This is a genomic window from Fibrobacter succinogenes (assembly GCF_902779965.1).
GTDB lineage: Bacteria > Fibrobacterota > Fibrobacteria > Fibrobacterales > Fibrobacteraceae > Fibrobacter > Fibrobacter succinogenes_F.
Map to the genome: position 1 here is coordinate 138,730 of NZ_CACZDK010000006.1, position 22,240 is coordinate 160,969.

At 49.2% G+C, this 22,240-nt stretch carries 18 protein-coding genes; 7 read left to right on the plus strand and 11 right to left on the minus strand.

Annotation, left to right across the window (positions count from 1 at the left end; all coding sequences use genetic code 11):
- Positions 1-112: 112 nt before the first annotated feature.
- Together HUF13_RS04760 and HUF13_RS04765 are read right to left on the minus strand one after the other, a co-directional pair.
- On the minus strand, positions 113-781 hold the full coding sequence (locus HUF13_RS04760) for an LrgB family protein (RefSeq protein ID WP_173474049.1): 669 nt from the start codon (positions 779-781) through the stop codon (positions 113-115).
- 6 nt (positions 782-787) lie between these two features.
- Positions 788-1,147 carry a CidA/LrgA family protein gene (locus HUF13_RS04765; protein WP_173474050.1) on the minus strand — a complete coding sequence of 120 codons (360 nt, stop codon included), beginning with the start codon at positions 1,145-1,147 and terminating at the stop codon, positions 788-790.
- A 245-nt stretch (positions 1,148-1,392) separates the two neighbouring features.
- Here HUF13_RS04765 and fmt point away from each other — a divergent pair, with 245 nt between their 5' ends.
- From fmt to HUF13_RS04785, 4 genes are read left to right on the plus strand one after another with little or no spacing between them, the layout of a single operon-like run.
- Positions 1,393-2,316 (plus strand): methionyl-tRNA formyltransferase, encoded by a 924-nt coding sequence (gene fmt, locus HUF13_RS04770; protein WP_173474051.1) that lies wholly within the window; start codon positions 1,393-1,395, stop codon positions 2,314-2,316.
- Positions 2,310-3,590 (plus strand): transcription antitermination factor NusB, encoded by a 1,281-nt coding sequence (locus HUF13_RS04775; RefSeq protein ID WP_173474052.1) that lies wholly within the window; start codon positions 2,310-2,312, stop codon positions 3,588-3,590. Before fmt ends, HUF13_RS04775 begins: the two co-directional genes overlap by 7 nt.
- Positions 3,587-4,192 carry a hypothetical protein gene (locus HUF13_RS04780; protein WP_173474053.1) on the plus strand — a complete coding sequence of 202 codons (606 nt, stop codon included), beginning with the start codon at positions 3,587-3,589 and terminating at the stop codon, positions 4,190-4,192. The genes HUF13_RS04775 and HUF13_RS04780 overlap by 4 nt, the downstream gene beginning before the upstream one ends.
- Positions 4,192-5,898 carry a hypothetical protein gene (locus HUF13_RS04785; protein ID WP_173474054.1) on the plus strand — a complete coding sequence of 569 codons (1,707 nt, stop codon included), beginning with the start codon at positions 4,192-4,194 and terminating at the stop codon, positions 5,896-5,898. The genes HUF13_RS04780 and HUF13_RS04785 overlap by 1 nt, the downstream gene beginning before the upstream one ends.
- A 62-nt stretch (positions 5,899-5,960) precedes the next feature.
- Here the strand turns inward: HUF13_RS04785 and HUF13_RS04790 are convergent, their stop codons facing one another.
- From HUF13_RS04790 to aroE, 7 genes are all read right to left on the minus strand, one after another.
- On the minus strand, positions 5,961-7,253 hold the full coding sequence (locus tag HUF13_RS04790) for an A/G-specific adenine glycosylase (protein ID WP_173474055.1): 1,293 nt from the start codon (positions 7,251-7,253) through the stop codon (positions 5,961-5,963).
- A 191-nt stretch (positions 7,254-7,444) separates the two neighbouring features.
- Entirely contained in the window at positions 7,445-8,878 is a 1,434-nt protein-coding gene (locus HUF13_RS04795; RefSeq protein ID WP_173474056.1) for a glycosyltransferase, read from the minus strand.
- On the minus strand, positions 8,841-9,623 hold the full coding sequence (hisA, locus tag HUF13_RS04800; protein ID WP_173474057.1) for a phosphoribosylformimino-5-aminoimidazole carboxamide ribotide isomerase: 783 nt from the start codon (positions 9,621-9,623) through the stop codon (positions 8,841-8,843). The genes HUF13_RS04795 and hisA overlap by 38 nt, the downstream gene beginning before the upstream one ends.
- A complete protein-coding gene (locus tag HUF13_RS04805) occupies positions 9,623-10,672 on the minus strand; it encodes a lipocalin-like domain-containing protein (RefSeq protein ID WP_173474058.1) in 1,050 nt (349 codons plus the stop codon). The genes hisA and HUF13_RS04805 overlap by 1 nt, the downstream gene beginning before the upstream one ends.
- Positions 10,673-10,773: 101 nt before the next feature.
- On the minus strand, positions 10,774-11,757 hold the full coding sequence (locus HUF13_RS04810; RefSeq protein WP_173474059.1) for a GDP-mannose 4,6-dehydratase: 984 nt from the start codon (positions 11,755-11,757) through the stop codon (positions 10,774-10,776).
- A 1-nt stretch (position 11,758) separates the two neighbouring features.
- Positions 11,759-13,381 (minus strand): 3-dehydroquinate synthase, encoded by a 1,623-nt coding sequence (gene aroB, locus HUF13_RS04815; RefSeq protein ID WP_173474060.1) that lies wholly within the window; start codon positions 13,379-13,381, stop codon positions 11,759-11,761.
- 1 nt (position 13,382) lies between these two features.
- The gene (gene aroE / locus HUF13_RS04820) at positions 13,383-14,282 is read right to left on the minus strand and encodes a shikimate dehydrogenase (protein WP_173474061.1); all 900 of its coding nucleotides are present in this window, start codon (positions 14,280-14,282) and stop codon (positions 13,383-13,385) included.
- A 280-nt stretch (positions 14,283-14,562) separates the two neighbouring features.
- On the opposite strand from aroE, the gene der reads away from it, so the two are divergent.
- The 3 genes from der to HUF13_RS04835 all read left to right on the plus strand — a co-directional run bounded on the left by der (position 14,563) and on the right by HUF13_RS04835 (position 17,897).
- Positions 14,563-16,113, plus strand: coding sequence for a ribosome biogenesis GTPase Der (gene der, locus HUF13_RS04825; protein WP_304038821.1), 1,551 nt, complete (start codon positions 14,563-14,565; stop codon positions 16,111-16,113).
- Positions 16,028-16,507 (plus strand): glycerol-3-phosphate acyltransferase, encoded by a 480-nt coding sequence (locus HUF13_RS04830; protein WP_304038822.1) that lies wholly within the window; start codon positions 16,028-16,030, stop codon positions 16,505-16,507. Before der ends, HUF13_RS04830 begins: the two co-directional genes overlap by 86 nt.
- A 358-nt stretch (positions 16,508-16,865) precedes the next feature.
- Entirely contained in the window at positions 16,866-17,897 is a 1,032-nt protein-coding gene (locus HUF13_RS04835) for an NAD(P)H-dependent glycerol-3-phosphate dehydrogenase (protein ID WP_173474063.1), read from the plus strand.
- Between the two features lie 222 nt (positions 17,898-18,119).
- On the opposite strand, the gene HUF13_RS04840 is transcribed toward HUF13_RS04835, so the two are convergent.
- Together HUF13_RS04840 and HUF13_RS04845 are read right to left on the minus strand one after the other, a co-directional pair.
- Positions 18,120-20,261 (minus strand): glycoside hydrolase family 30 beta sandwich domain-containing protein, encoded by a 2,142-nt coding sequence (locus tag HUF13_RS04840; protein ID WP_173474064.1) that lies wholly within the window; start codon positions 20,259-20,261, stop codon positions 18,120-18,122.
- A 212-nt stretch (positions 20,262-20,473) separates the two neighbouring features.
- Positions 20,474-21,646 (minus strand): sugar transferase, encoded by a 1,173-nt coding sequence (locus HUF13_RS04845; protein WP_173474065.1) that lies wholly within the window; start codon positions 21,644-21,646, stop codon positions 20,474-20,476.
- Positions 21,647-22,240 lie beyond the last annotated feature (594 nt).

Here is a 22,240-nt window from a genome sequence, read left to right on the forward strand (position 1 = left end):
ATTGGTCAATAGTCATTAGTCAGTAGTTGTTCCTGCTTTGTCATGCCCGCGGAAGCGGACACCTCCCTCTCGTCATCCTGAGGAGCGAAGCGACGAAGGATCCAGTTACATTTTACGCAAATATTTTCAGCAATACCGGCGTTATAAATACAGTCATTACGCCTGCGACACCTATTGAAAGGCTGCTCATGGCGCCTTGGACTTCTCCGATTTCCATCGCTTTTGTAGTTCCGAGTGCATGACTTGATGTGCCGATAGCGACACCTTGAGCAACAGGATTCTTGATGCGGAAAAATCTGCAAACGAGCGGTGCCGTGACAGCACCCGTAATTCCCGTGATGACAATCGAAACAATCGTGATGGATGGAATGCCGCCAATTTGTTCGGATACAACGGAACCCATCGGGATGGTGATTGATTTTGGAATGAGCGAAAGCATGAGCGTCTTGCTAATTCCGAAAATCTTTGCGCAGACGATAACGCAAACGATGCTTACTGTGCTACCGACAACGATTCCTGCGAGAATTGGAAACCACGCATTTTTCAGAGCTTGAATGTGTCTGTACAAAGGAACGGCAAGTAAAACCGTTACAGGTCCGAGAAAAAATGAAATGTAATCGCCGCCAACTTTATATGTATCGTAGCTGATTCCCGTGATGGTTAAAAATCCAATGATGAGAATGGTGGCGATGAGAATCGGGTTTAATAGTGGATTGCGCCACTTGTTGCGGATGGTGACGCCGATTTCAAAAGCGATGATGGTAAGTATGATTCCGAACATGGCGTGCTAGGGGTTTTTGTTTTTTGATTTTTTGCTAAGGAGTTGAACGGTCCAACCTGTGGCTGCCATCGTTACGATGGTAATGACTATACAGAGGAACAGCAAAAGTGGCCACTCACTTTTAACGTCATCGCCAACGAGCATAAGGCCGATTGCGGGCGGCAAGAAGAAAAACGCGAGGCGCTTCAAAAAGAAATCGCTAATTTCGCGAATTTGTTCTAACTTGACAATCTTGAGGCAAAGCAAAAGGAGCAAAATGAGCATCCCGAGAATGTTGCCAGGCACAGGAATTCCCGTGAAATCGTGAATTAAATCGCCTGCGTAGCAAATCCCCAAAATCAGGGCCAGTTGTAAAAGAATTCGCATGGGCGCAAAGATAGAAAATGAGCTTATCGCTTGGATGTTACTTTTTTCATTTTATTATTATCGCAATTCAAGATGTACAATATGCGGGCGGGGCCCCAGCTCGGAGTTGCGAAGGCCGCACGGGCCCCTCCCTGCACCCTCCCCATCCTTGGCCGACGCTTTTTTGTTGAACCTTGCCTTGTCATCGCGGACTTGTTCCACGATCGCCTTTTATACCTTTCGCATATAAAAGCTATATTGTGAGTATGAAAATTGTATTTATGGGAACGCCGGAATTTGCGGCACATTTCTTGGAGCATTTGATAGCTTCCGATAACGAAGTTTTAGCGGTTGTTACGCAACCGGATCGTCCTGCAGGTCGTGGCCGCGTGCTTACGCCACCGCCTGTCAAGGTGGCTGCTTTGAATCACAATTTGCCGGTCCTGCAACCGACAGATTTGAAGTCGCCCGAATTCGAAGCGGAACTCCGCAAGTACGATGCCGACTTGTATGTCGTTGTTGCTTATTCCATTTTGCCGAAGAACATTTTGGCTGTGACAAAGTTTGGTGCCGTGAACGTTCATGGCAGTTTGCTCCCGAAGTATCGCGGTGCCGCTCCGGTGCAGCGTGCGATAGCCGATGGCCTCAAAGAAACGGGCGTGACCGTTTTCCGCTTGGACGAAAAGATGGACCACGGTCCGATTCTTGCTCAGCGCATGGTTGTTATTGACCATCAAGAAACAACAGCTAGCCTGCTCGACAAAATGGTGGCTCCGGGTTGCGATGCTTTGGACGATGCCATTAGCCAGCTCAAGAATGGCTGCGAAAAGGATTTGACTCAGGACCATGCTCAGGCAAGTGGCGCTCCGAAAATCAAGAAAGAAGAAGGCTTGATTGACTTCAATCTTCCGGCACATACAATCCACGACCGCATTCGCGCGTTCAACCCGTGGCCGGGTGGATACGGAAAGCTCGGTGGACGCATGGTGTATCTTCGCAAGACGGATACTCCTGAAAACGGTCCAAAGCTTGCGCCGGGCGTTGTAGAATTTAAGGACAACCGATTCTTTGTTGGCACTGGCGAAGGCGTTCTTGAAGTGATTGAAATTCAGGCCGAAGGCAAAAAGCCGATGCCTGTTGCTGATTTTATGCGTGGAATCCAAAAGCGCGAGGGACTTCAATTTTGCTAACAGAACGTGAAGATGCCTTTCGAGTCCTTTTGCTTTGGCTAAAAGACGGCTCGTTTATCAAGGAAAGCGGACTTTCTCCATTTGCGATGGAACTTGCCTTGGGCGTTTGCCGCAGGCATTTGTATCTCGAATATTTTGTAAAGTCGCTGACGAAAAAAATGCCGTCGCGCGAAGCGTGCGTGATTCTTGAAATGGGCCTCTTCCAGATGTTCTTTATGGATGTGCCGGATTATGCGGCCATCAACGCTAGTGTGGAACTGGCAAAGTCAGCTAATTTAGGCGAAAGCACTGCGCGACTTGTGAATGCCGTGCTTCGCTCTGCTCGTCGTCAAGGCGAGCCCACGCTGCCTCCGCAGCGCGTCCGTCGCGTAAGCGTTGAAAATTCTGTTCCCGAATGGCTTGTGCGTCGTTGGTTCGATGTTTACGGCGGCGACCGTGCCGAAGTGTTGGCGAAAGCGACGCTTGAACGCCCTACGGAATGGATCCGCGTGAATTTGCAAAAGACGAGTGCTCCGGTGTTGGCCGAAAAACTCGGCATTACGGGAGCCTCGATTCTGTACGATCGCTACATCGAAGTTCCGCGTGATGTTGGCATGAAGTTGTTGCTTGCAACGCCAGAATTTGTGAACGGTCTTTTCTCGTTCCAGAATCCGTCTGCATACGAAGTCGTAAAACTCATGGATTTGAAGCCCGGCTTGAAGGTTTGGGACGCTTGCGCCGCGCCCGGTGGCAAAACAGCGCTCATGGCTGAGATGGATAGTTCGCTTGAAATTCTTGCCAGCGATTCGTCGTCATCGCGTCTCGAAAAAATGCAGGACTTGATGACCCGCCTTGGCCTTACGAACATCAAAACTGAAGTCATCGACCTCGCTCCGCCTCAAGCCTCTGCGACTTCCTCGCCGCCTTCACCCCTCTCGTCTCTAGTCTCTAGTCTCTCGTCTAAGTTCGATCGCATTCTTCTTGATGTTCCCTGCAGTAACATGGGCGTTATCGCTCGCCGTCCGGAATCGGTTTACCGCATGACACCAGAATCCATCAACGAAATTGCGGATTTACAATTCAAGATTCTCGAAAATGCATCAACGGCACTTGCGACGGGCGGGCGCCTTGTGTATGCCACATGCAGCCCCGATCCTACAGAAACAACGCGTGTTATTGCTCGGTTCGTTAAAGCTCATCCCGAATTTGAAAAAGCGGGCGAGCCTGTTTTGCCGGGCCTTAAAGATTCTCGATTCGATGGCTTTTTTGCTCAAGCTTTGGAATACAAAAAATGAAAAAATTAATTACGATTCTAGCATTAGGACTGGCATCGATTTTGCATGCAGGGGAGGATTCGTTTGCGTTTAAAGACGATTCACTTGCTGTTGCAAACGATATCTCGTTTTCGCATTTCTCCGTATTTCTCGAAGGCGGCGAAATTTACCCGATGGGCGACCTCATGGATGCTGTAGAAAATACTTTATATGGCGGTGTTGGTGTTCGCTACACATATTGGGAAAACGTCGATGGAATCGTGATGTTCCAATATGCTTATTTTAAGCCGAGGTCGGATGATTATTATGATGGCGTTCACCAGTTCATGGGTCGAGTTGGTGCTGATTGGAAATGGAAAACGATTCATCCAGTTGTGCTTGGTGCAGGATTTTCATGTAGCTGGACTCGTGCCGATGTGGAGGAATATAGTTGGGAAAAACGGGGTGGTTCTTTAACTGATAATGAAACAGAATTTGGGTGGTATGCAAGAATTAGTTTACCTGTGTTTAGGTTCAAGGAATATAGCGCAGGTTTTCATGTGATGTGGGAACAACTTTGGACTCTCCCGAAACGTTCTAATATGCTTTATGCCGGTCTCACTTTTGAAAGGAGTATTTGGTAATGAACTCCTTATTGAATAAATTAATATCTCTTTTTGCCATTGCGGCAAGTGTTGCTTTTGCTGCAATCGATCCAGAAATGGAAGGCATGGAAGTTGTCTCTCGTGACGATGGAACGTTCTTGGTGGGGTCTCCAACGTTCTATTTTGATCGCGCGCTTGGTGCTGGCGGTATTCATTCCGAAAGTGAACTTTGGACACCTCGCAAATTGCGCTATCGTCAACTTTTTAATCGCCTGTCGGTGCTCCCCAGTTGGGATCCCATTGAAACACCTTCTGTTTGGATGAAAACGGGCAATGAATTGGGTGATTTAATTTATCAGGATTTTGTCACTGATCCTAGTGATCGCCCTGTCAATAGAACTCCGATTTTAGAAGCGGGTATACGTACACCATTGTGGCATGGCCTTTGGGCTACGTTCCGTTTATTCCAAGATGATCATTACAGCACTAGAACTTCTGGTTACCGCAAACGCATTGTAGATGGATCGTTCTCGTTCTTTGGCGAAAACTGGCCGATGTTTAGTTCATTTTATGGTGGACTTGGTTATACGAATAATTTGATTGACGCATCCGTTCTTGCAGGAATGGAATACGTTTGGCTCTTCACGGAATCGTCTCGATGGATTCCAGTACATTATAATCCGCGCGTTGAAACTCGTGCCGATTTTTGGAATTTCTCTACAACGCTTGTCTATGAAAATGCAGAATATCAGAATAAACGTAAAAAAGAATCTGGTGAACGCCATGAAGTAAATGGTTCTGTTGTTTATAATTGTGGTGAAGATTGCAAACATGGAATGCTTCAGCTTTCTGCGGGCTTGGCATTCCGTTTCCTCGATGACGATGGCGTTGTCTATACAGGTTTGCAGGATAATCGTGTTTTGTGGCCGTTTCTCGAAATGCGCGTTCGTCCGATGGAACAACTCAAGTTTGATGTGATGTTTGGTGTTAATAATAGAGATTGGCTTGTGCAAGACAGCATCGAGTATCGTGTGCCGGTTTTAGAAAAAATGAATGTTACTGTCGGGGCTAAAAATATTGCGGGCACACGCTTGAATCCGATTGCCGATACTCATGAATATTTCGATGGTGATACGATTTCGCTTACCGCAAGTGGAAAAATGAATTTATTGCAAGGCTATGTGAATTTTGAAGATTCTCTCACGGGTTTCCTTGGCTTTGGGCTTCGCGGAAGTTTTTGGGCTGAATATGGCGCTGAAACTTTTGAAGTGAATGAATTTGTTCGAGAAGACGGATACACATTCCGCCAAGGCGATGTCGCTCGCATCAATTCTTGGATTACGGGTGTGACAGGTGAATTCTGGTTGAAACTTTGGTTCAAGGATTTGCTCAAGTTTACGGCGCTTACTGGCTTTGAACGCATTGATGGCAAAGAAAAACGCTTTGAAGTGAACCCCTCGGAATTTTTTGTTTCGTTTAATGCAGATTGGCTTATCAAAAAGACATTCCGAATTTCTCATTCTCTGCGCTACAGGAGTGATGCGGAATGGAATCTCCGTTCTGTGGATCCGCTTGTTGTAAAAGGCGATTGGTATTGGGATGCTACGTTTGAGCAGCGTTTCCCGAAGTGGGGAATCACTTTAGCGGGCTCGATTATTCAAGCTCTTGGTGATGAAGTTGTCGAAACGCCTAATGGAAATTACAGCCGCGTTCGCTTCTTCTGCACCGCCAAGAAAGCCTTTTAATCCCGATTGTGTTATGCCTGCCGGAGCCTGTCCTGAGCAAAGTCGAAGGATGCAGGCTTCTCCTAAAACGCTTTTTTTAATGCTTTTAAACTAAATGAATTGGCAAAGGTCTCAAAGACTTTCGCTTTTTCTATCCATTTGATTTTTGCACCGTTTTCAATTCTTGTGTTGTCTGATTTGATAGCGATTTCTGCGGCTTTTGCCTTCGATTTTAATTTTATATAAAGTACATCGCATTCGATTTTGTGAACGGTAATGCTGTGCCGGAATATTCCGCAATGCTTTATGGATTCTACATCGTCAGCGTTGATGTAATTTTCTGCTTCGGCGGGGAACCCAACGGTAGCTCCGCGCGGACTTTCAAAATGCGGAAGTGCCAATTGCTTGTCCAAGAATTTTTGTCCGCCACATACCGCGAGAATTTTTTCGTCAGCGCATTCAATGACGAGAACTGTCCCATGCCAATTCTTTTCGGTTCGTTTTTTTGCAGGTGGAAATTCAGCTGTGCGGCCATCCAAGAACGCGCGACATTCTTTGTTTAGCGGGCAGTTTTCGCAAAGCGGCGATTTTGTTTTGCAAACGGTTCGCCCAAGTTCCATCAGCGCTTCGTTGTGCATGTAGGCTTTGGGGCTATCGGCAACTTCTCGTGCGTAATTCCAGTAAATCTCGGCGCAATTTTTTTCTGTCATGCCCGATCTATCATCCTGGACACTGTTCCGGGACGGGCATATCCTTTCTTTGATTTTATCTGTCGGCAAAAAATTCAACTCATACAACCGACTAAAAATCCTAATGAGATTTCCGTCCAAGATAGCTTCTCGCTGGTGGTAAGCTAGGCTTAAAATAGCTCCTGCCGTGTACGCGCCAATCCCCGGTAACGCTTCAAGTTCCTTGCGCGTTTCGGGTAATTGAACGCTGAATTCGTTTTTTACGTCATTGACCTTTGTGCCATGACTGCTGCGTTTCTCCAATGCGTGAGCAAGTTCCCGTGCTGTCGAAACTTGCACGTCATTGCGAGCCCCCTTACAGGGGGCGTGGCAATCTCTATGCGCGTTAACAACGATTTTTGCGGTCTTTAAAATATTCCTTGCTCGGCTGTAATATCCAAGACCTTGCCAGTACTTGAATACTTCTGCTTCATCGGCGTTGGCTAGCGTCTCTATATTAGGGAACCGCTCCATCCAGCGGATAAAATAATCTTTGACGGTCGAAACTTGCGTTTGCTGGAGCATCGTTTCGCTGATCCATACAGCATACGCATCACGTGGCGCGTCCAAATCCGCAAGCCTCCACGGAAGCTCGGCAGCGTTCTTCTTGAACCACTCGCGCAAACGTTTCAAAGAATCTGGAGTCATTAGTAGTTAGTCAATGGTCTTTGGTATGTAGGTATGAGCTATGGGCTCGCACCTGCTGTGCTTGGGGTTATGGGTGTTTGGAACTTGAAATGCCCACACCCCAAAGCGAAGTGCCCCCACAGGCACGGAGTGCCGACCTCATAGCCTCGAAGGGCGAAGTAACTAATAACTAGTAACTGCGCCACCGGCGCTCAAATCCCGTACGTCTCGCGTTTGAGTTTCCTGAAGAATTCGAACTGCGTTTTGGTTGAGCTTTCAAGCGTGTAGCGCTCGCTACGCTTGTGGCTGTCGATTCGCATTTGTTCGTAAACTTCTGGTTGTTCGAGTTTAATCGTGCGGCATTCTTCTAGCGTTTCAAGCCATTTCGCTTCGTCAATTGGCAAAATGCGCCCGCATTTGTTGTCGTCTTGCACAATGCTTCTCGGGCCGCCGTAGTTGCTTACGATTGCTGGTGTTCCTGTAGACATTGCTTCTACGACCACATTACCAAACGTATCCGTTGTGCTTGGGAACAAGAAAAAGTCCGCATCTGCGTAAAGCTTTGCGAGCATTTCGCCGCCTTGTTCGCCTGCAAAGCAAACGCTTGGATTGTCCTTGAACTGCTTTTTGATTTCTTCAAGATACCAGCCGTAACCTACGTACATGAGTTCAACGTCATCGTGTTTGGCGGAGAACTTTTCCCAAACGGAGTTCAAAAATTCCAGGTTCTTTTCTTTGGAAATTCTTCCGATAAATGCAAAGCGCACTTTACGCTGGCTGCGATCGTTGCCAAACTTTTCCCAAGCGCCCTTGCCGCGCAAGTCGGGCGAAAACTTTTCCAACGGAAGCCCGCGGGGGAGAATTTGCACTTGGTTGGCCGGTACTCTCAAATCCTTTTTTAGAATATTAGCGTAGTCTTCGCACGGGCTGATGACCGGGCGTGCCATCCAGTAGAAAATGCGCATGAGCCAAAGCACGTACGTGTGCATCCATTTCGCTTTCACAAGCGTCTTGGCGTATGTTGGCACGTCGGTGCGGTAATGGCTAAATACCTTGATGCCTGCAATCCATGCGCAAAGGCAAACGACCCATGCTCCAGGGCTTGGCGTTTCAAGCTCAATCATGTCAATGGGGTAGCGCTTGAACAAGCGGAGTGCCGGCGAAATGCGCGGAATCGCAAGTTCGCTGTTGGCGTACCCGAGCTGTTCCATACTGAACAAGCGCGGCAACAAAACGCAATAGCTGTTTTCGATGACACCGCACGGGCGCGTGTTGAATGCACTGCCGGCGAGGTATGCTTTCATGCCGTGACTGCGCATATACGGAATCACGTTTCTCAAATTGTTTGCGATGCCGTTCGTCTCGTCCAAGTTGTCCGAGTAAAACAGAATGCGCACATCGTCTGGATCTCTACGCTTGCGTTCTTTTTTCAAGTAAAAACGCAATTTCAGGAGCTTCGGCAAATTGATAATGGGCGAGAAAAACACAAGCGGCGGGATCCAGCAAGTGCGGATGTTTCCGGGCGGCCTGTGGTTAAAAGCAAACATCTTGCGGAAGGTGCTTGTGACCTTTCGACCAAAAATTGCCGGGCGAGAATCGAGCTTGTCGCTAGCCTTGAGCTTTGTTGAACTTGACGCAGTCGTCATACTTCACTCCTTTGCCACCGAACAAGTCTAATGCACTACCTATAGTGAGGTCAATCTTGCCGTTCGAAATTTCTTTGCAGTGCTTCAAGTCTTCGAGCGATTTTGCACCACCCGCATACGTTACAGGGATAGGGCTATTCTCGGCGAGGAATCGAATCAAATCGTCATCCATGCCTTGCTGTTTACCTTCCACGTCAGCGGCGTGAACCAAGAATTCATCACAACTCTTAGCGAGGTCTTCGAGCGTTTCCTTGGTAATTTCAATATCGATAATTGTCTGCCAGCGGTTCGTTGCGATTTTCCACTGCGGCTTGCCGTCAACAAATCCCGAGCGTTTGCAACTCAAGTCGAGAATCAAATGTTCTTTACCCACAACGCGCACGAGTTCTGCCAAACGTTCTCGGTCCAGTTTGCCTTCCGGGAAAATCCAGCTTGTCACGATCACATGCGAAGCGCCCGCGTCAATATATTCCTTAGCGTTCTGGACGTTAATCCCGCCACCGACTTGGAGTCCCCCTGGATACGCCGAAAGCGCGTCCTTTGCCGCGCTCTCGTTTCCCTTGCCGAGCATAATCACATGCCCGCCTTTTATTCCATCTTTCTTGTAGAGTTCTGCAAACCAAGATGATGAACGGTCTGTTTCAAAATTCGTTTTGAGTCCAGCACCGCTATCGGAAAGTGAACTTCCGACGATTTGCTTTACCTTGCCATCGTGCAGGTCAATACAGGGCCTAAATTTTGTCATTAGTCCTTGACCCCTGTGATAGCCCAGTCAATCTTTTTGCCCATGCCGTTTTGGCTTCTTCCGCGATAGAACAGCACTTCGCCTCCGGCGGCAATCTTCATGGCCTTCTTTGCAAACCATCCGTCAATCTTGTCGAGGAGCGAAGCCTTTTGCAGCACCTTGTTCACGGGGAATACCAGTGCCGGGACGCCGTTCTTCCATTCAAAAGACAAAGTCGTTTTCGGGAATTTTTTGCCGTTGTATTCGGTGCCGCCTTCTTTAATCTTTGTTGGGATGGCGACCTTCATGCCTTGCGGTCCGTTGAACAAGGCGTAACCCATGAGTTGTCCGTCGGTTGTAAGCGAAATACGGCCGGCATGCATCGGGGATTTTTCGCTCGTGCTAAAGTTGATGGTGCGAGCAGCCATGTCAGTTGCCTGTGCCGTTTGCCAAGTCTGGTCCATGTAGGCATAGCCTTTTACCGTCAATGTATCTTCGTTATAGGCTATTTTACCCGTCACGCGACCGAACGGAATGTGAATGTACTGAGCAAACTTTTCCTTGCCATAAGTCCAAACGCCATTTCCGGGAACCATGCCCGGTACGGCGCTTTCGAAAGTCACGTCCAAAAGGAACTTACCGCCCTTGTCTGCACTATAGAGCACGTGATGACCCTTGCCCGGTGCGTTTTGGAGCAAGTATTCGCCCTTGATGTCAATCGTTGCCTTTTCCTTGCTTGCCACGAGACGTTCGGGTGGGTACTGGCGACCGACTGCATAAGATTTACCCTTGAAGTTCCAGAAACTTAAATCGCAACCGATTTTTCGGCCCGAACCAGGAACGTTGAGGAGGGAATAGTTTACAAAGGCTCGGGTACCGTTGTCGAATACGAACTGGTAGCTCCAAGTTTCGTTAAATTCTTTGGTAGTGGCCTTGTGCGGCATAAAGTCCGTAACGGTCAAGGCGTGGTCGGCACCGGTCGGTGCAACGACATCTGCTGCGTGAGTTGTTGCTGAAAAAGCAAGCAGTGCGCAAATCGTGAATGCAAAATTTTTTATTTGTAATCTCATACTCGGAAAAATAAAAAAAAGCAGCTCGTGTGGAACTGCTTTGTCATAAATTTTCGCTGAACTGCGGGAATTATGGATGAATCGCAAGTAAGTGGCTTAAATTACAGGCGCAAGTCGCGACCCATGCCCATTTTCAGCTCTACACGGCGGCGAACTACCATCTCGTTGAACAAATCCGAGAGGCAGTCTTCCATGCAAATCATGGGTTTCCAGCCGAGTGCCATAATCTTTGTGGGGTCGCCAATCAATAGCGGGATGTCGTTACTGCGGTCGTAACCCGGGTCAAATCTGAAGTCCACGCTCACACCGGAGATGTCCACGAGCATTTCCACAAGTTCGCGGAATGTGTAGGACTTTCCGCAGCAAATGTTGAATGCTTCACCGGATTCAGCTGTGTTCAAAATCTGGATGGCGGCGCGGGCAACATCGCGCACGTCAACAACGTCGCGGCTTACATCGAGGCTTCCCGAGTAAATAACCGGTTCGGCTCCGTAATACTTTATCTTCACTAGCTGGTAGGCTATGGAGGGAATTACAAAGCGGCGGCTGTGGTGCGGGCCTGTAAAGTGGAACGGACGAGCGAATACAACATGGAGTCCGTTTGCGTTGCGGAACTGGTTCCCTAAAATTTCCATGCAAGCCTTGGATGTGGCATACGGAGTCAACGGATTTGGTGGGTCCGTTTCCTTGTGCAAATAGGTCAATTGCTGTTCTGTGCGGCCGTAGATTTCGCTACTGCTCAGGAGCAAAACTTTTGCTTTGGGAACCACCTGGCGCACTGCTTCGAGGAGCGTCTGTGTGCCAAGCAAGTTGATGTTGAGCGTTTCGTAGGGCTTCTTGTAGCTTAAGCCCACGGAAGACTGGCTTGCCAAATGGTAAATATGCGTCGGGGAAACTTTTTGAATCATTTCCTGGACGTTTCTGAAATCCAACAAGTCGCCGGTAAGGTACTGAACTCCTTCGACCTTTTGCCACGGTTGCGGAAGCTCGTCACTGAAACTGTATAGTTCATGATTGGTGCCGCTTAAGTTCGATAGAATACTGAACCCAAGTGATCCCGTTCCTCCGGTAACCAAGATACTCATCCTAAACCTCACTTACTTGGATGGCTTTCCAAGCGTTTGCAATAATTCCTTTATCAATATTACAAACTTTTTCGACTGTTCCGATGGTTGTAGGCAAAATATAAACACGAGTGCCCTTTTCTGCCTTTTTGTCGACGGCCATGGCTGCCCATGCTTCTTCGACATCCACGTTGAATGTCTTGGGGAATCCAAGGGCGTCAAGGAGGGCGTTCTGGCGTTTTTCTTCGGCTTCTGTGAGCTTTCCGAGGAGCACGGCAGCGCGTGCGGCGACTCTCATGCCCAAGGAAACTGCGATTCCGTGGCTGAAAAGTTCATAATGCGTGAGCTTTTCAATCGCGTGTCCGAACGTGTGGCCGTAATTCAGGATGGCGCGGAGGCCTGCTTCTTTCTCGTCGATGCCGACCACTTCGGCCTTGATTTGGCAACTGCGGAAAATCATGTGCTTTAACACATCGTAATCGTGAGCCTTGATTTTTTCCACATTGTTTTCAAGGTACTTGAAAAATTCTTCGTCGTAAATCACGCCGTACTTGACGATTTCGGCTAGGCCCGCAAGGTATTCGGTCGGGGGGAGGGTGGAGAGAACAGCAATATCGCAAACGACAGCCTTCGGCTGGTAGAATGCGCCAATCATGTTCTTGCCTTCGGCATGGTTCACGGCGACCTTGCCACCGACAGAGCTATCGACCATCGACAAAAGCGTTGTCGGGAACTGTACAAACGGAATGCCGCGCTGGTAAGTGGCCGCGCCAAAGCCTGCCATATCGCCAACAACGCCACCGCTGAACTGCAAAAGGCAGCTCTTGCGGGTGTATCCGCGGTGCAGCATAAAGCTGTAAAGCTGGTTCAAGTTGTGGAGCGTCTTGTGGCCTTCGCCTGCCTGGAACTTGAAAATAGGGCAACGGCCTGCCTGACCGCGGAGTTCCGAAAGCTTGATGCTCTGTTCCTTGGCGATGGTGGTGTCGGTGCAAATCAAGAATTCATAAGTCGGCGAAAGGCGTAAGCCTTCGAGCATAATGGCGGCATCCGGTACAATGTTCTTGCCGATGAAAATCGGGTAGCGGCCACCTTCGCTCGGGTGCACGTCCAATGCATGGCTTTCCCAGAACTTGAGCATGTGCATAATGCGTTCCGTGACATGCGTTTCGGAATAGTCGTTCGAACTTTCGACGCTAAAGTCCGCGTTGGCGTAATTCTTTTCGCGTTCCTTGAGCATAACCTTGATTTTTTCAAGGCGTTCTTCGTCTGTGAGGTTTGCAAGAAGCGGGCGCGTGTTCTTGCGACCGATGCGTTCCGAAAGAACTTCGGGCTTTGCCCACAGGCGGATGATCGTTCCGTTTTCGCGGATGACTTTCAGGTTTTCGGCTTGCGTGAGGGCTCCACCGCCAAGAGAAACGACAAGGGGCTTTTCGCTCTTTGCAATTTCGGCGATCACATCGCGTTCCATCTTGCGGAAAGCGGCTTCGCCATCTTGCTCAAAAATTTCGTTAATAGATTTTCCGGCACGTTCTACAATAACGTTGTCTGTATCGACAAACGGGCGTCCGAGGCGGTCTGCGAGGGCGCGACCCGTGCGGCTCTTGCCGCTGGCCATAAATCCTGTAAAGTAGAGATGCTTCTTCATATTAGCCCTGCATTCCTTTGCGCATAATCGCAGTAAGTTCTTCGTTTGTTTTGTTTTCGGTTTCCTTCGGGAACCATTTTTTAAAGCTTTCGAGCCCCTGGTGGACTAGCATACCTTCGCCTGTGACGACCTTGCAGCCCTTAGCTTCTGCCATTTGCAAAAGCTTGGTGCGTGGGGGAGTGTAGACAATGTCGCAGACAACTTGCCCGTTGTGGAGGCAATCGCTAGTAAGCGGAGATTCGTCAATGTTCGGACTCATGCCAACCGAGGTGGCGTTGATGATGATGTCGAAGTTTGCAGAAATACTTGCAAAGTCGGCGAAAGTAGCAACTTGGACCGGCATCGATTTGTTTGCAAAAGCTTGGTTTAAACCATCGGCAAGTGCCTGGCCTTTTTCCTTGGTGCGGCAAACGATGGTGAGTTTGTTCTGTTGTTCTACAAGCGTAAAGGCGATTGCTTTGGCGGCTCCTCCGTTCCCGAGTAGCGCAATTTTCTTGTTTGACGGATTCACGCCATTCTCTTCGAGATTTCGAACGCAACCGTACGGGTCCGTTGTCGTTCCGCAGAGAGTCCCACCGACAATGCCATCTTTCCAGTACAGCGTGTTCACGCTTTGTGTGAATTTGCTGATATCGCTCAATTCATCGACTAGGCGTGCTGAACCGTCTGCATTGAAAAATTCCGTCTTGTAGGGAATGGTGACATTTGCGCCGCGAAACTTCATCGCCTTGAAGCCTTCAATAGCTTTGGCGAAATTTTCGGGTTCGGGGGCGTAGGGGAGATAAGCCGCATTGATGCCAAGGGCATCAAACAGGGCGTTGTGCATGGCGGGCGATTTGCTGTGTGCAACCGGATGCCCGAAAATGCAAAGAGTTTCCGTCTTTCCGTTTATGGAAGCCAAAATAACCTCACTATGTCCTTCCCACCTGTGGGGAAAAACTCTAAATAATACACTACAAAGATATATTATTCTAGGCTAAAAAATATGCAATAAGAAATTAACAGAGGTTAGTAGGCAGTAGGAAGTAGACGGTAGGAAGTAGGCTGTGGTTAGTAAACAGTGGTTAGTAATCAGGGATGTAAAGGGAAAGTTCTTATTGCAATCCTAATCACCAACCACTAATCACTAAAGCGCCGTAGGCGCTATCACCCCCTAGACACAATTTCTATATTTGTGCCCGATGAAATTACCTATCGTTTGCATAATTGGACGTCCGAACGTCGGAAAGTCCTCCCTCTTCAATCGCATTCTTGGCCGTCGTGCCGCCGTGGTGAGCGATCGCGATGGCGTTACTCGCGACCGTCATTACCAGAATGCGATTTACAAGGGTCACGAATTTACAGTCGTCGATACGGGTGGATTCTTGCCCGATGATTCTATCGACGTCTTGGCGGACAGCGTCCGCGCCCAGATTTTTAATGCCGTGAACGAAGCCGATCTCGTGCTCTTCATGGTCGATATTCGCGTGGGCATTACCAAGCTCGATCAACAGTTTGCACGTCTCATCCGCAAGCTCGACAAGAAGGTTATCCTCGTCGCAAACAAGAGCGAATTGCAGGGTGACCGTCAGGAAAGCTACGAATTCCTCAAACTCGGCTTTGGTCAGCCGCGTACGATTAGCGCTTTGACTGGTTACGCTTGCCTTTCGCTTTTGGATGAAGTTGTTTCTGTACTTCCGACTCCGGTACGTGGTGAACGCCGCGAAGAACGTCCGGTGCGTTTTGCCATTCTCGGCCGCCCGAACGCAGGCAAGAGCACGCTCCTCAACCGCCTGTTGAACGAAGACCGCGCCGTGGTCTCCGACATTCCGGGAACGACCCGCGACTCCATCGACTGTGACTTTATCGTTGACGGACAAAAGTTCGTCGTGACCGATACCGCAGGCCTTCGCAAAAAGGCACGTGTCGAAGACGAAGTGGAAGTCTTCAGCAACATGCGTACGCTCGAAAGTATCCGCCGTTCTGATTTGTCTGTGCTTGTGGTCGATTGCACCCGTGGCATGGAAATCCAGGACTACCGCATCATTACGGAAATCCGTAAGGCCGGTAAGGGCCTTGTCGTCGTGTTGAACAAGTGGGACATTCTCCCGAACAAGAACGACAAGTCGTTTGACCACATGGTCAAGGAACTTCTCGAACGCGAACCGATGCTTGAATTTGTACCGATTCTTTCGATCAGTGCAAAGGAAGGCCAACGCGTGAGTCGCGTGATTCAGGCTATCCAGACTGTTTATGCCAACTGCCGTCGTGTGCTTGGCCGTGACCGCGTTGCCGAAAGCTTTGCGAACTTCTTGCAAGAAAAGGCTCCTCCGAGCCACAATGGCCGCGTTGTCATGCTTACACGCGCGTGCCAAATCATGGTAGAACCGCCGGTTATCGACATCGAAACCCGCACGCCGGAACTTGTCGATGAATCGTACAAGCGTTATTTGCTTAAAAAGTTCTACGATGTATTCCAGTTGCAGGGCGCTCCGCTCCGCTTGAATTTTGATAGAAAGTTAACTCTCAGAAAGGATGAAGAACTTGAACAGTTTACTGAGTCTTCCAATAGCGTACTTGCTGGGGTCGATCCCCAGCGCCATATGGATCGCAAAACTCGCGAAAGGCCGTGTGCTTGGTTGGAAGCCTGCGCTCCCGGTCGTGTTCATGGATTTGCTCAAGGGCTTCTTTGGACCGTTTATCGCACAGAAAATGTGCGAAGCTCAGGTCGCCGCTGGCGGTGCCGATTATAGCGCTTGGGTTCCGCTTGTTGCAGGCCTCCTCGTGATTCTCGGCCACAGCTTCACTTGCTTTGCCGGTTTCCGCGGTGGTAAGGGCGTGCTCGCTGCCCTCGGTGTGTTCCTCGCCATTTCGCCACTCACGGTTCTTTGCGCATTCGCTCTCTGGATTATCCTTACGGTCACCACGAAGTACGTCTCCGTCGGTAGCATTTTCGGGTGCGGGCTTCTCGGCGCACTTTCGGTCTTTGGCTATGTTTGCCCGGAATACTACTTCGAAAGCATCAACCTCGGCCAGATGATTCTTGCTGTGATTGTCGCTGTGTTCGTTATCGTGAAGCACAAGTCGAACATCAAGCGCCTCCTCAACGGCACTGAAAACGGCTTCGGAAGCAAGAGAAAAAAGTAAGTAGACAGTAGGAAGTAGGCGGTAGGAAGAGAAACCTTTGCACTCGTCATCCTGAGCGAAGACAACCTCAAAAGGCGAGAGTCGCAGCCATACTCGTATGGATATGACCGAGCTGAAGAGGTTGGGGCTTGCCTCATCCAGTTAAGTTGCACTTGTCATTCCCGCCTTGAGCTCTTTGACTACTTGCAGCTATGCTGCTTAGTAGTCATGATCCGCGTATGGGGAGGGAATCTCCCTTACATTTTTTGAATATTGATGGCTGCAATTCCGTAAAATATTGTAGATTATATGCGGCAATGATTTTTGGCAATGTGAACCATTGACTAATGACTATAGATTATTAACTAGGAACTATATTATGAAAGTTACAGTTTTAGGTACCGGTGGCTGGGGTCTGACCCTTGGTCAAGTTGTTTACGAAAACAAGAATGAACTCACTTTTTGGACCAATTCTCAAGCTGAAGTAGATTTGCTTTCTACGGAGCACCAGTACAAGGACAAGCTCCCTGGCGTTATTTTCCCGGCTGATTTTAAGTACACGACCGACATGCATGCTGCCCTTGAAGGTTGCGACATGGTTCTTATCGTTGTTCCGTCGCAGTTCATGGCTGGCGTTGCCGCAAATCTTGGCTCTTGGACCCCTGCAAAGGGCAAGGAACCGATTGTCGTCTGTGCTACAAAGGGCATTCTCGAAGGCACGGATCAGCTCATGAGTGAAGTCATTCTCGAAAAGGTGCCGTGGCTCACCGAAGACAAGATGGTTGCCTTTAGCGGTCCGTCTCACGCCGAAGAAGTAAGCCGCCACGTGCTGACTGCCATTGTCGCTGCTTGCGTGAACGAAGACTCTGCAAAGGTTGTGCAGAAGGCTATGAGTTGCTCTTACCTCCGCGTCTATACTTCGACCGATATCGTTGGTGTGGAACTCTGCGGTTCCGTGAAGAACGTGATTGCAATTGCTTCCGGTGTGCTCTATGGCCTCGAAGCTGGAGGCAAGTTCAAGATCGGCGACAATACCCGCGCCGCAATCCTCACTCGCGGTCAAGCTGAAATGTGCCGCTTGGGCAAGGCTCTCGGTGCAAAGCCCGAAACGTTTGCAGGCCTTGCCGGCATGGGCGACCTTATTGTGACTTGCCTTTCCCAGCACAGCCGTAACCGCTATGTGGGCGAACACATTGGTAAGGGCGAAACGCTCGACCAGGTGCTTGCTGGCATGAAGATGATTGCCGAAGGTGTGCCGACTTGCCGCAGCACGCGTGCTCTCGCTAAGAAGCTTGGCGTAGAAATGCCGATTGTCGAAGCCGTTTACCAGATGTTGTTCGAAAACCGCAAGGTCGAAGATGTGGTCAAGGAAATCTGGGGCCGTGAACTCAAAGCCGAAAATTGGGCATAATTTCGCTGCCGTTCTAGGTCGTTTCGTTTAGTTTGCGAAAATTAATTTAATCACTTGAATAAATGATTGAAATAAATTAACTGACACCTGCTTCGTGCAGGTGTTTTTTTTGTATGAATGAAAAGTACCCGCCGGTGGGTTCGTATGTTCAGGTAAAAACGAAAACGGCTCGCTTCTGCGAACCGTTTTCTGCAAACTTGCAATTGTATTTAGTCAACTAACTTACTTCTTGATGACGCGAATGGCGTTGTTCTTGGTCTTCAAGATGTAGGCGCCTTGGCGAATGCTCGGCTTGAGGGTTCCGTTGCTATTGAGAGCGTCGCCCTTTAAGCCCTTCCACACGAGGTTGCCGTTCAAGTCGAAAATCATAGCTTGCATCTTGCTTTCGTTGAATGTATAGCGGCGGGGCATCTTGATTGCAGATCCTGTGCCCGTACAACCTGTAGCGACAATCTTTGCTATGTAAATGCCTGCGGATTCGCTATTGAAGGTGAGGGCGGTAGAACCGTTTTCGCCTTCCTTCTTGAGGGAAACCTTGGTTTCGCTCCACTTGGAACCTGCTGCGAGCTTGCCATATTCGTAATCGACCCAGCTACCGCCTGCGGCACCGCCTACGTTCACGTAAGCATCAGAAGTGCCCTGGCTACGCATGGTAATGACGAGGCTTGCGCAAGAGGCGAGAGCCTTGGCGCCTTCGGCGCTGATATTCAAAAGTTGGTTCTGGTAGCCGCAAGATTCTTCGGACTGGTCGCAGCCGGCGAGCGGAACGCTGGCGTAGCCAGCAACGCCGTCGATAGCGGTTGTGCCGTAGGTAACAGCAGAGAGCTTGTCATCCATGGCTTGCCATGTAGAAACGTCTGTCGTTGCGGTGTAATCGACAATCACAACGTCGTCGGTCGGAACGATAATCGGTTCGACGTAGCTGGAATCGCTTGTTTCGTCCTTGCATGTTGCGACAGTGGAAGCGGCTGCGCCCTTCTTGTAAACGAGAGTCGTGATGGAACGGGCCGGAAGAACGGTGCATGCTGCAACGGAAATGTTCTTGCTCTTGAGGCCGTTTTCCTTGGACTGCACTGCGGTAATGAGGCCGTAGCCTGTGATGGCCGGATTGTCGAGCTGAATGGCTGTGCTACCCGTATTGATGATAATTGTAGAAATTGAGTCGCCGTTTGCGCTGAGGAAGGCTACCGTCTTGAGGTTTGCTTCGGCAGTCGAGGAGGCGATGACGCTTGCACCCGGATTCACGAACTTGGAGAAGTGACGCATGGCGTGGTATTCCGGGAAAATCTTGAAGCCTGCATCATCGCAAACGTATTTGCCGCTGCCATCGAGGTCCCAACCAGCACCTGGGCAAACGCCGATCATCTGGGAGTGGTAACCCCAGAAAAGCTGCCAGGCGATGTAGCCAGAAAGGCGACCGTCGGTAAAGCCAATCTGCATAATCTGGGCGAGGCCGAGCATGTCCTTTTCGCGCGGTTCGTCGAGCATCGGGCAGAATTCCGTCATGATGATGGGCTTGTCGCCCTTGCCGTAAACATCGGCGATAGCCTTCATCGGCTTGCGGAAGTTTTCCGGGTCGAGGTAGTTGTTGCCGGAGTTGTCGTTTCCGTCACCGGCGTGGTAAAGGTGGTAGGAGTAGCCATCGAGTTTGTTGGCATCGAGTGCTTTGGCGTACTTTTCAAAGTTGCTGTAGCCAATGCCGAGCGGTTCTGGGCCGATTAACTTGGTCTGTCCCTTCACGGCGTCGTAGACGGCGTTCAAGGCTTCCTTGTAACCGGCGATTTCGTTAGTTTCGGTCGGTTCAAAGAGTGTTTCTTCGTAAGTCGCTTCCATGTCCGGTTCGTTCTGGATAGAAACGTAGTCCGGAGAGATGCCGGCAGCCTTGTAGGCTTCGAGGCTCTTCTTCCACCAATTTGCAAAATCCGTGTAGGCATAGGCACCGTAGGCGTCACCGTTTGCTTTCTTCAAGGTCTTGTCAGATTTGGAATGTCCGTCCTTGCCGTTGAGGCTGTTGCTCGGCTTGAGCTTTGCCGGAGCAGACCAGCTGGACATCTGGATTTTCATGTGGTCGCCGAGGCGGGTCTTGGCGGCTTTGACAATGTCGATGTCGTCTTGAACTTTCGTAATATCTTCGTCTTGGTACCAGTTACCCACACGGAGCAGGGAAATGTTAAGACCCGTGAATGCGGTATCGAAAAGTGCTTCTTGATCTGCTGCGGGGAGATTCTTGATCCAACTCTGGTAATAAACGCTGGCACCACCGAAACCTGTGACCTTTTGGGCCGTTGAACTTGGATTAACCGTAACGCTTGCTGCAAATGCGCTAGCGGCGAGCAGCGCCGTAGAAATCAAATATTTTTTCATGTTTCACTCCTTAATTACACCGGATATATCCATACACCGGTTTTTTCCATACACCGAGAGATAAAGATACTAAATGTAGTCTGGAGTTTCAAGAATTTAGAGCTTATAAGTTAGTAGCTCTGAGTTACTTGTTACTAGAATTTTTTATATAGCAATCTCTAGTAACTATTAACTAGTACCTAGTAACTTAAAAAGTAACTAGCCTAGAGGCGCTAATACGCGCCGTCGCCTTTAAATACGACCTTGAACGTCTTAAGAATGAGCTTGAAGTCGTCTGCGAGTTTGCCATCGCGACGAATGTAGTCGTTGTCGAGACGCATTTGACCTTCGAACGGAATGTTGCTTCGACCGCTGACTTGCCAAATGCAGGTAAGGCCTGGCGTTACAGAAAGGCGCATGCTGTGCCACGGTTCGTATTCGGCCACTTCGGATGGAATTGGCGGGCGAGGTCCAACGATGGACATTTCGCCTTTGAGAATGTTGATGAGCTGAGGCAGTTCATCGAGACTGAACTTGCGAAGAATATGGCCGAACGGATAGATTCGCGGGTCGTTCTTCATCTTGAAGGTCTTGCCGCCAGTTTCGTTTAGGGCCATGAGTTCCTTTTTGCGTTCTTCTGCATCGGCGTACATGCTGCGGAACTTGTACATGGTAAACAGAGCCCCGTTTTTACCTACACGAGTCTGCTTGAAAATCACAGGGCCTTTGGGGTCGCTGATCTTTACGGCGAGTGCACAGAACAGCAGGAGTGGTGATAGGACAATCAGTGACGCCGCTGTGAATGTGATGTCGAAGGTCCTCTTAATGATATGCCTAAAGCGGATTTTGTGCGGGTGAACCCATATATCCGAAAGGTTGAGCCTGTTGAGCGTGAAGAAGCTTCCGTTGGTGCTGTTGAACTCCTTCAGCTTGTCTTTCATTTCGAGATTGTCTTTTTCCTGGTAGCCCGTGTAAAGGTATGCCTGGAAAATCGGGGCTTTCGGTTTGTGGCGGAGCGCCTGGATGAGCCCTGCGTCATTGAGCTTGTGAAGTATTTCCTTGCGGATACTTTCAAGCGTGCTCATGTCGGAATTCAAAAGGATGATGCCGATACCGCTGTTGTCGGAGAGGTATCCGAGCACATCGATAAAGCGCAAGTGCGAAAACATCGTGAGAACGCTGATTTTCCATGTGTTTTCGACAATTTTGGACGGACGACCCCAGCCGAGCACGTCAAATTGGTGTGCGTAAATCTTTATGAAAAGGAATGGTCTGCGAGTACGGTTGGCACGGAGAAATTCCTCATTAAGCCTAGCCTTGAAAAGTCGGGCTGGGTAAACAATGTTCTTTAACTTTTGCTCATTAAGTATCGAACCAATTGCTGGATTTACGGCTTCCTGTTCCATACGTAATAATATAGTAAATAGTTGGTGGAATTTAGAAGTTACTAGTTCAGAGTTACTAGTTACTGAGGCGCGTTTCGCGGCAGTTGTGAGTTCAGAGTTACTAGAGAATTTCATATCAAGATGTTCTAGTAACTATTAACTAGTACCTAGTAACTAATAACTAAGTTCTGCCGACTAATCGCTAGTAACTGGGAAAGCTAGGTGCAGCACTCGCTTTATAAGTTAGTGCTTATCTGTGCATTGCCTCCTTTGGGTGGTCTGGCGTCTGAAGCACGCCATGTGTTCTGCACGATGGAAGGGGTAGTGAGCAATGAAATGCGAACTAGGGGAAGGCTTTCCCCTCATATAATTACAGACATTGCCTACTGTCTACTTCCTACTTGCACTTTCACTTCGTTCAAGTGCCAATAGTGCGCAAGGTTATGACGCAGCAAAGTACTTGTATTTTGATATGTCATAATCGCAGTCACGAACGCCTTGGCGTTCAATGCTGGCCTCGGTCATGTCCAAGCAAGGTTGACGCTTCGCGTCCGTGGCTGCATTTATCAAATATAAGTCCATAAATGGCTTATGCTTGCATAAATTTGCACACTC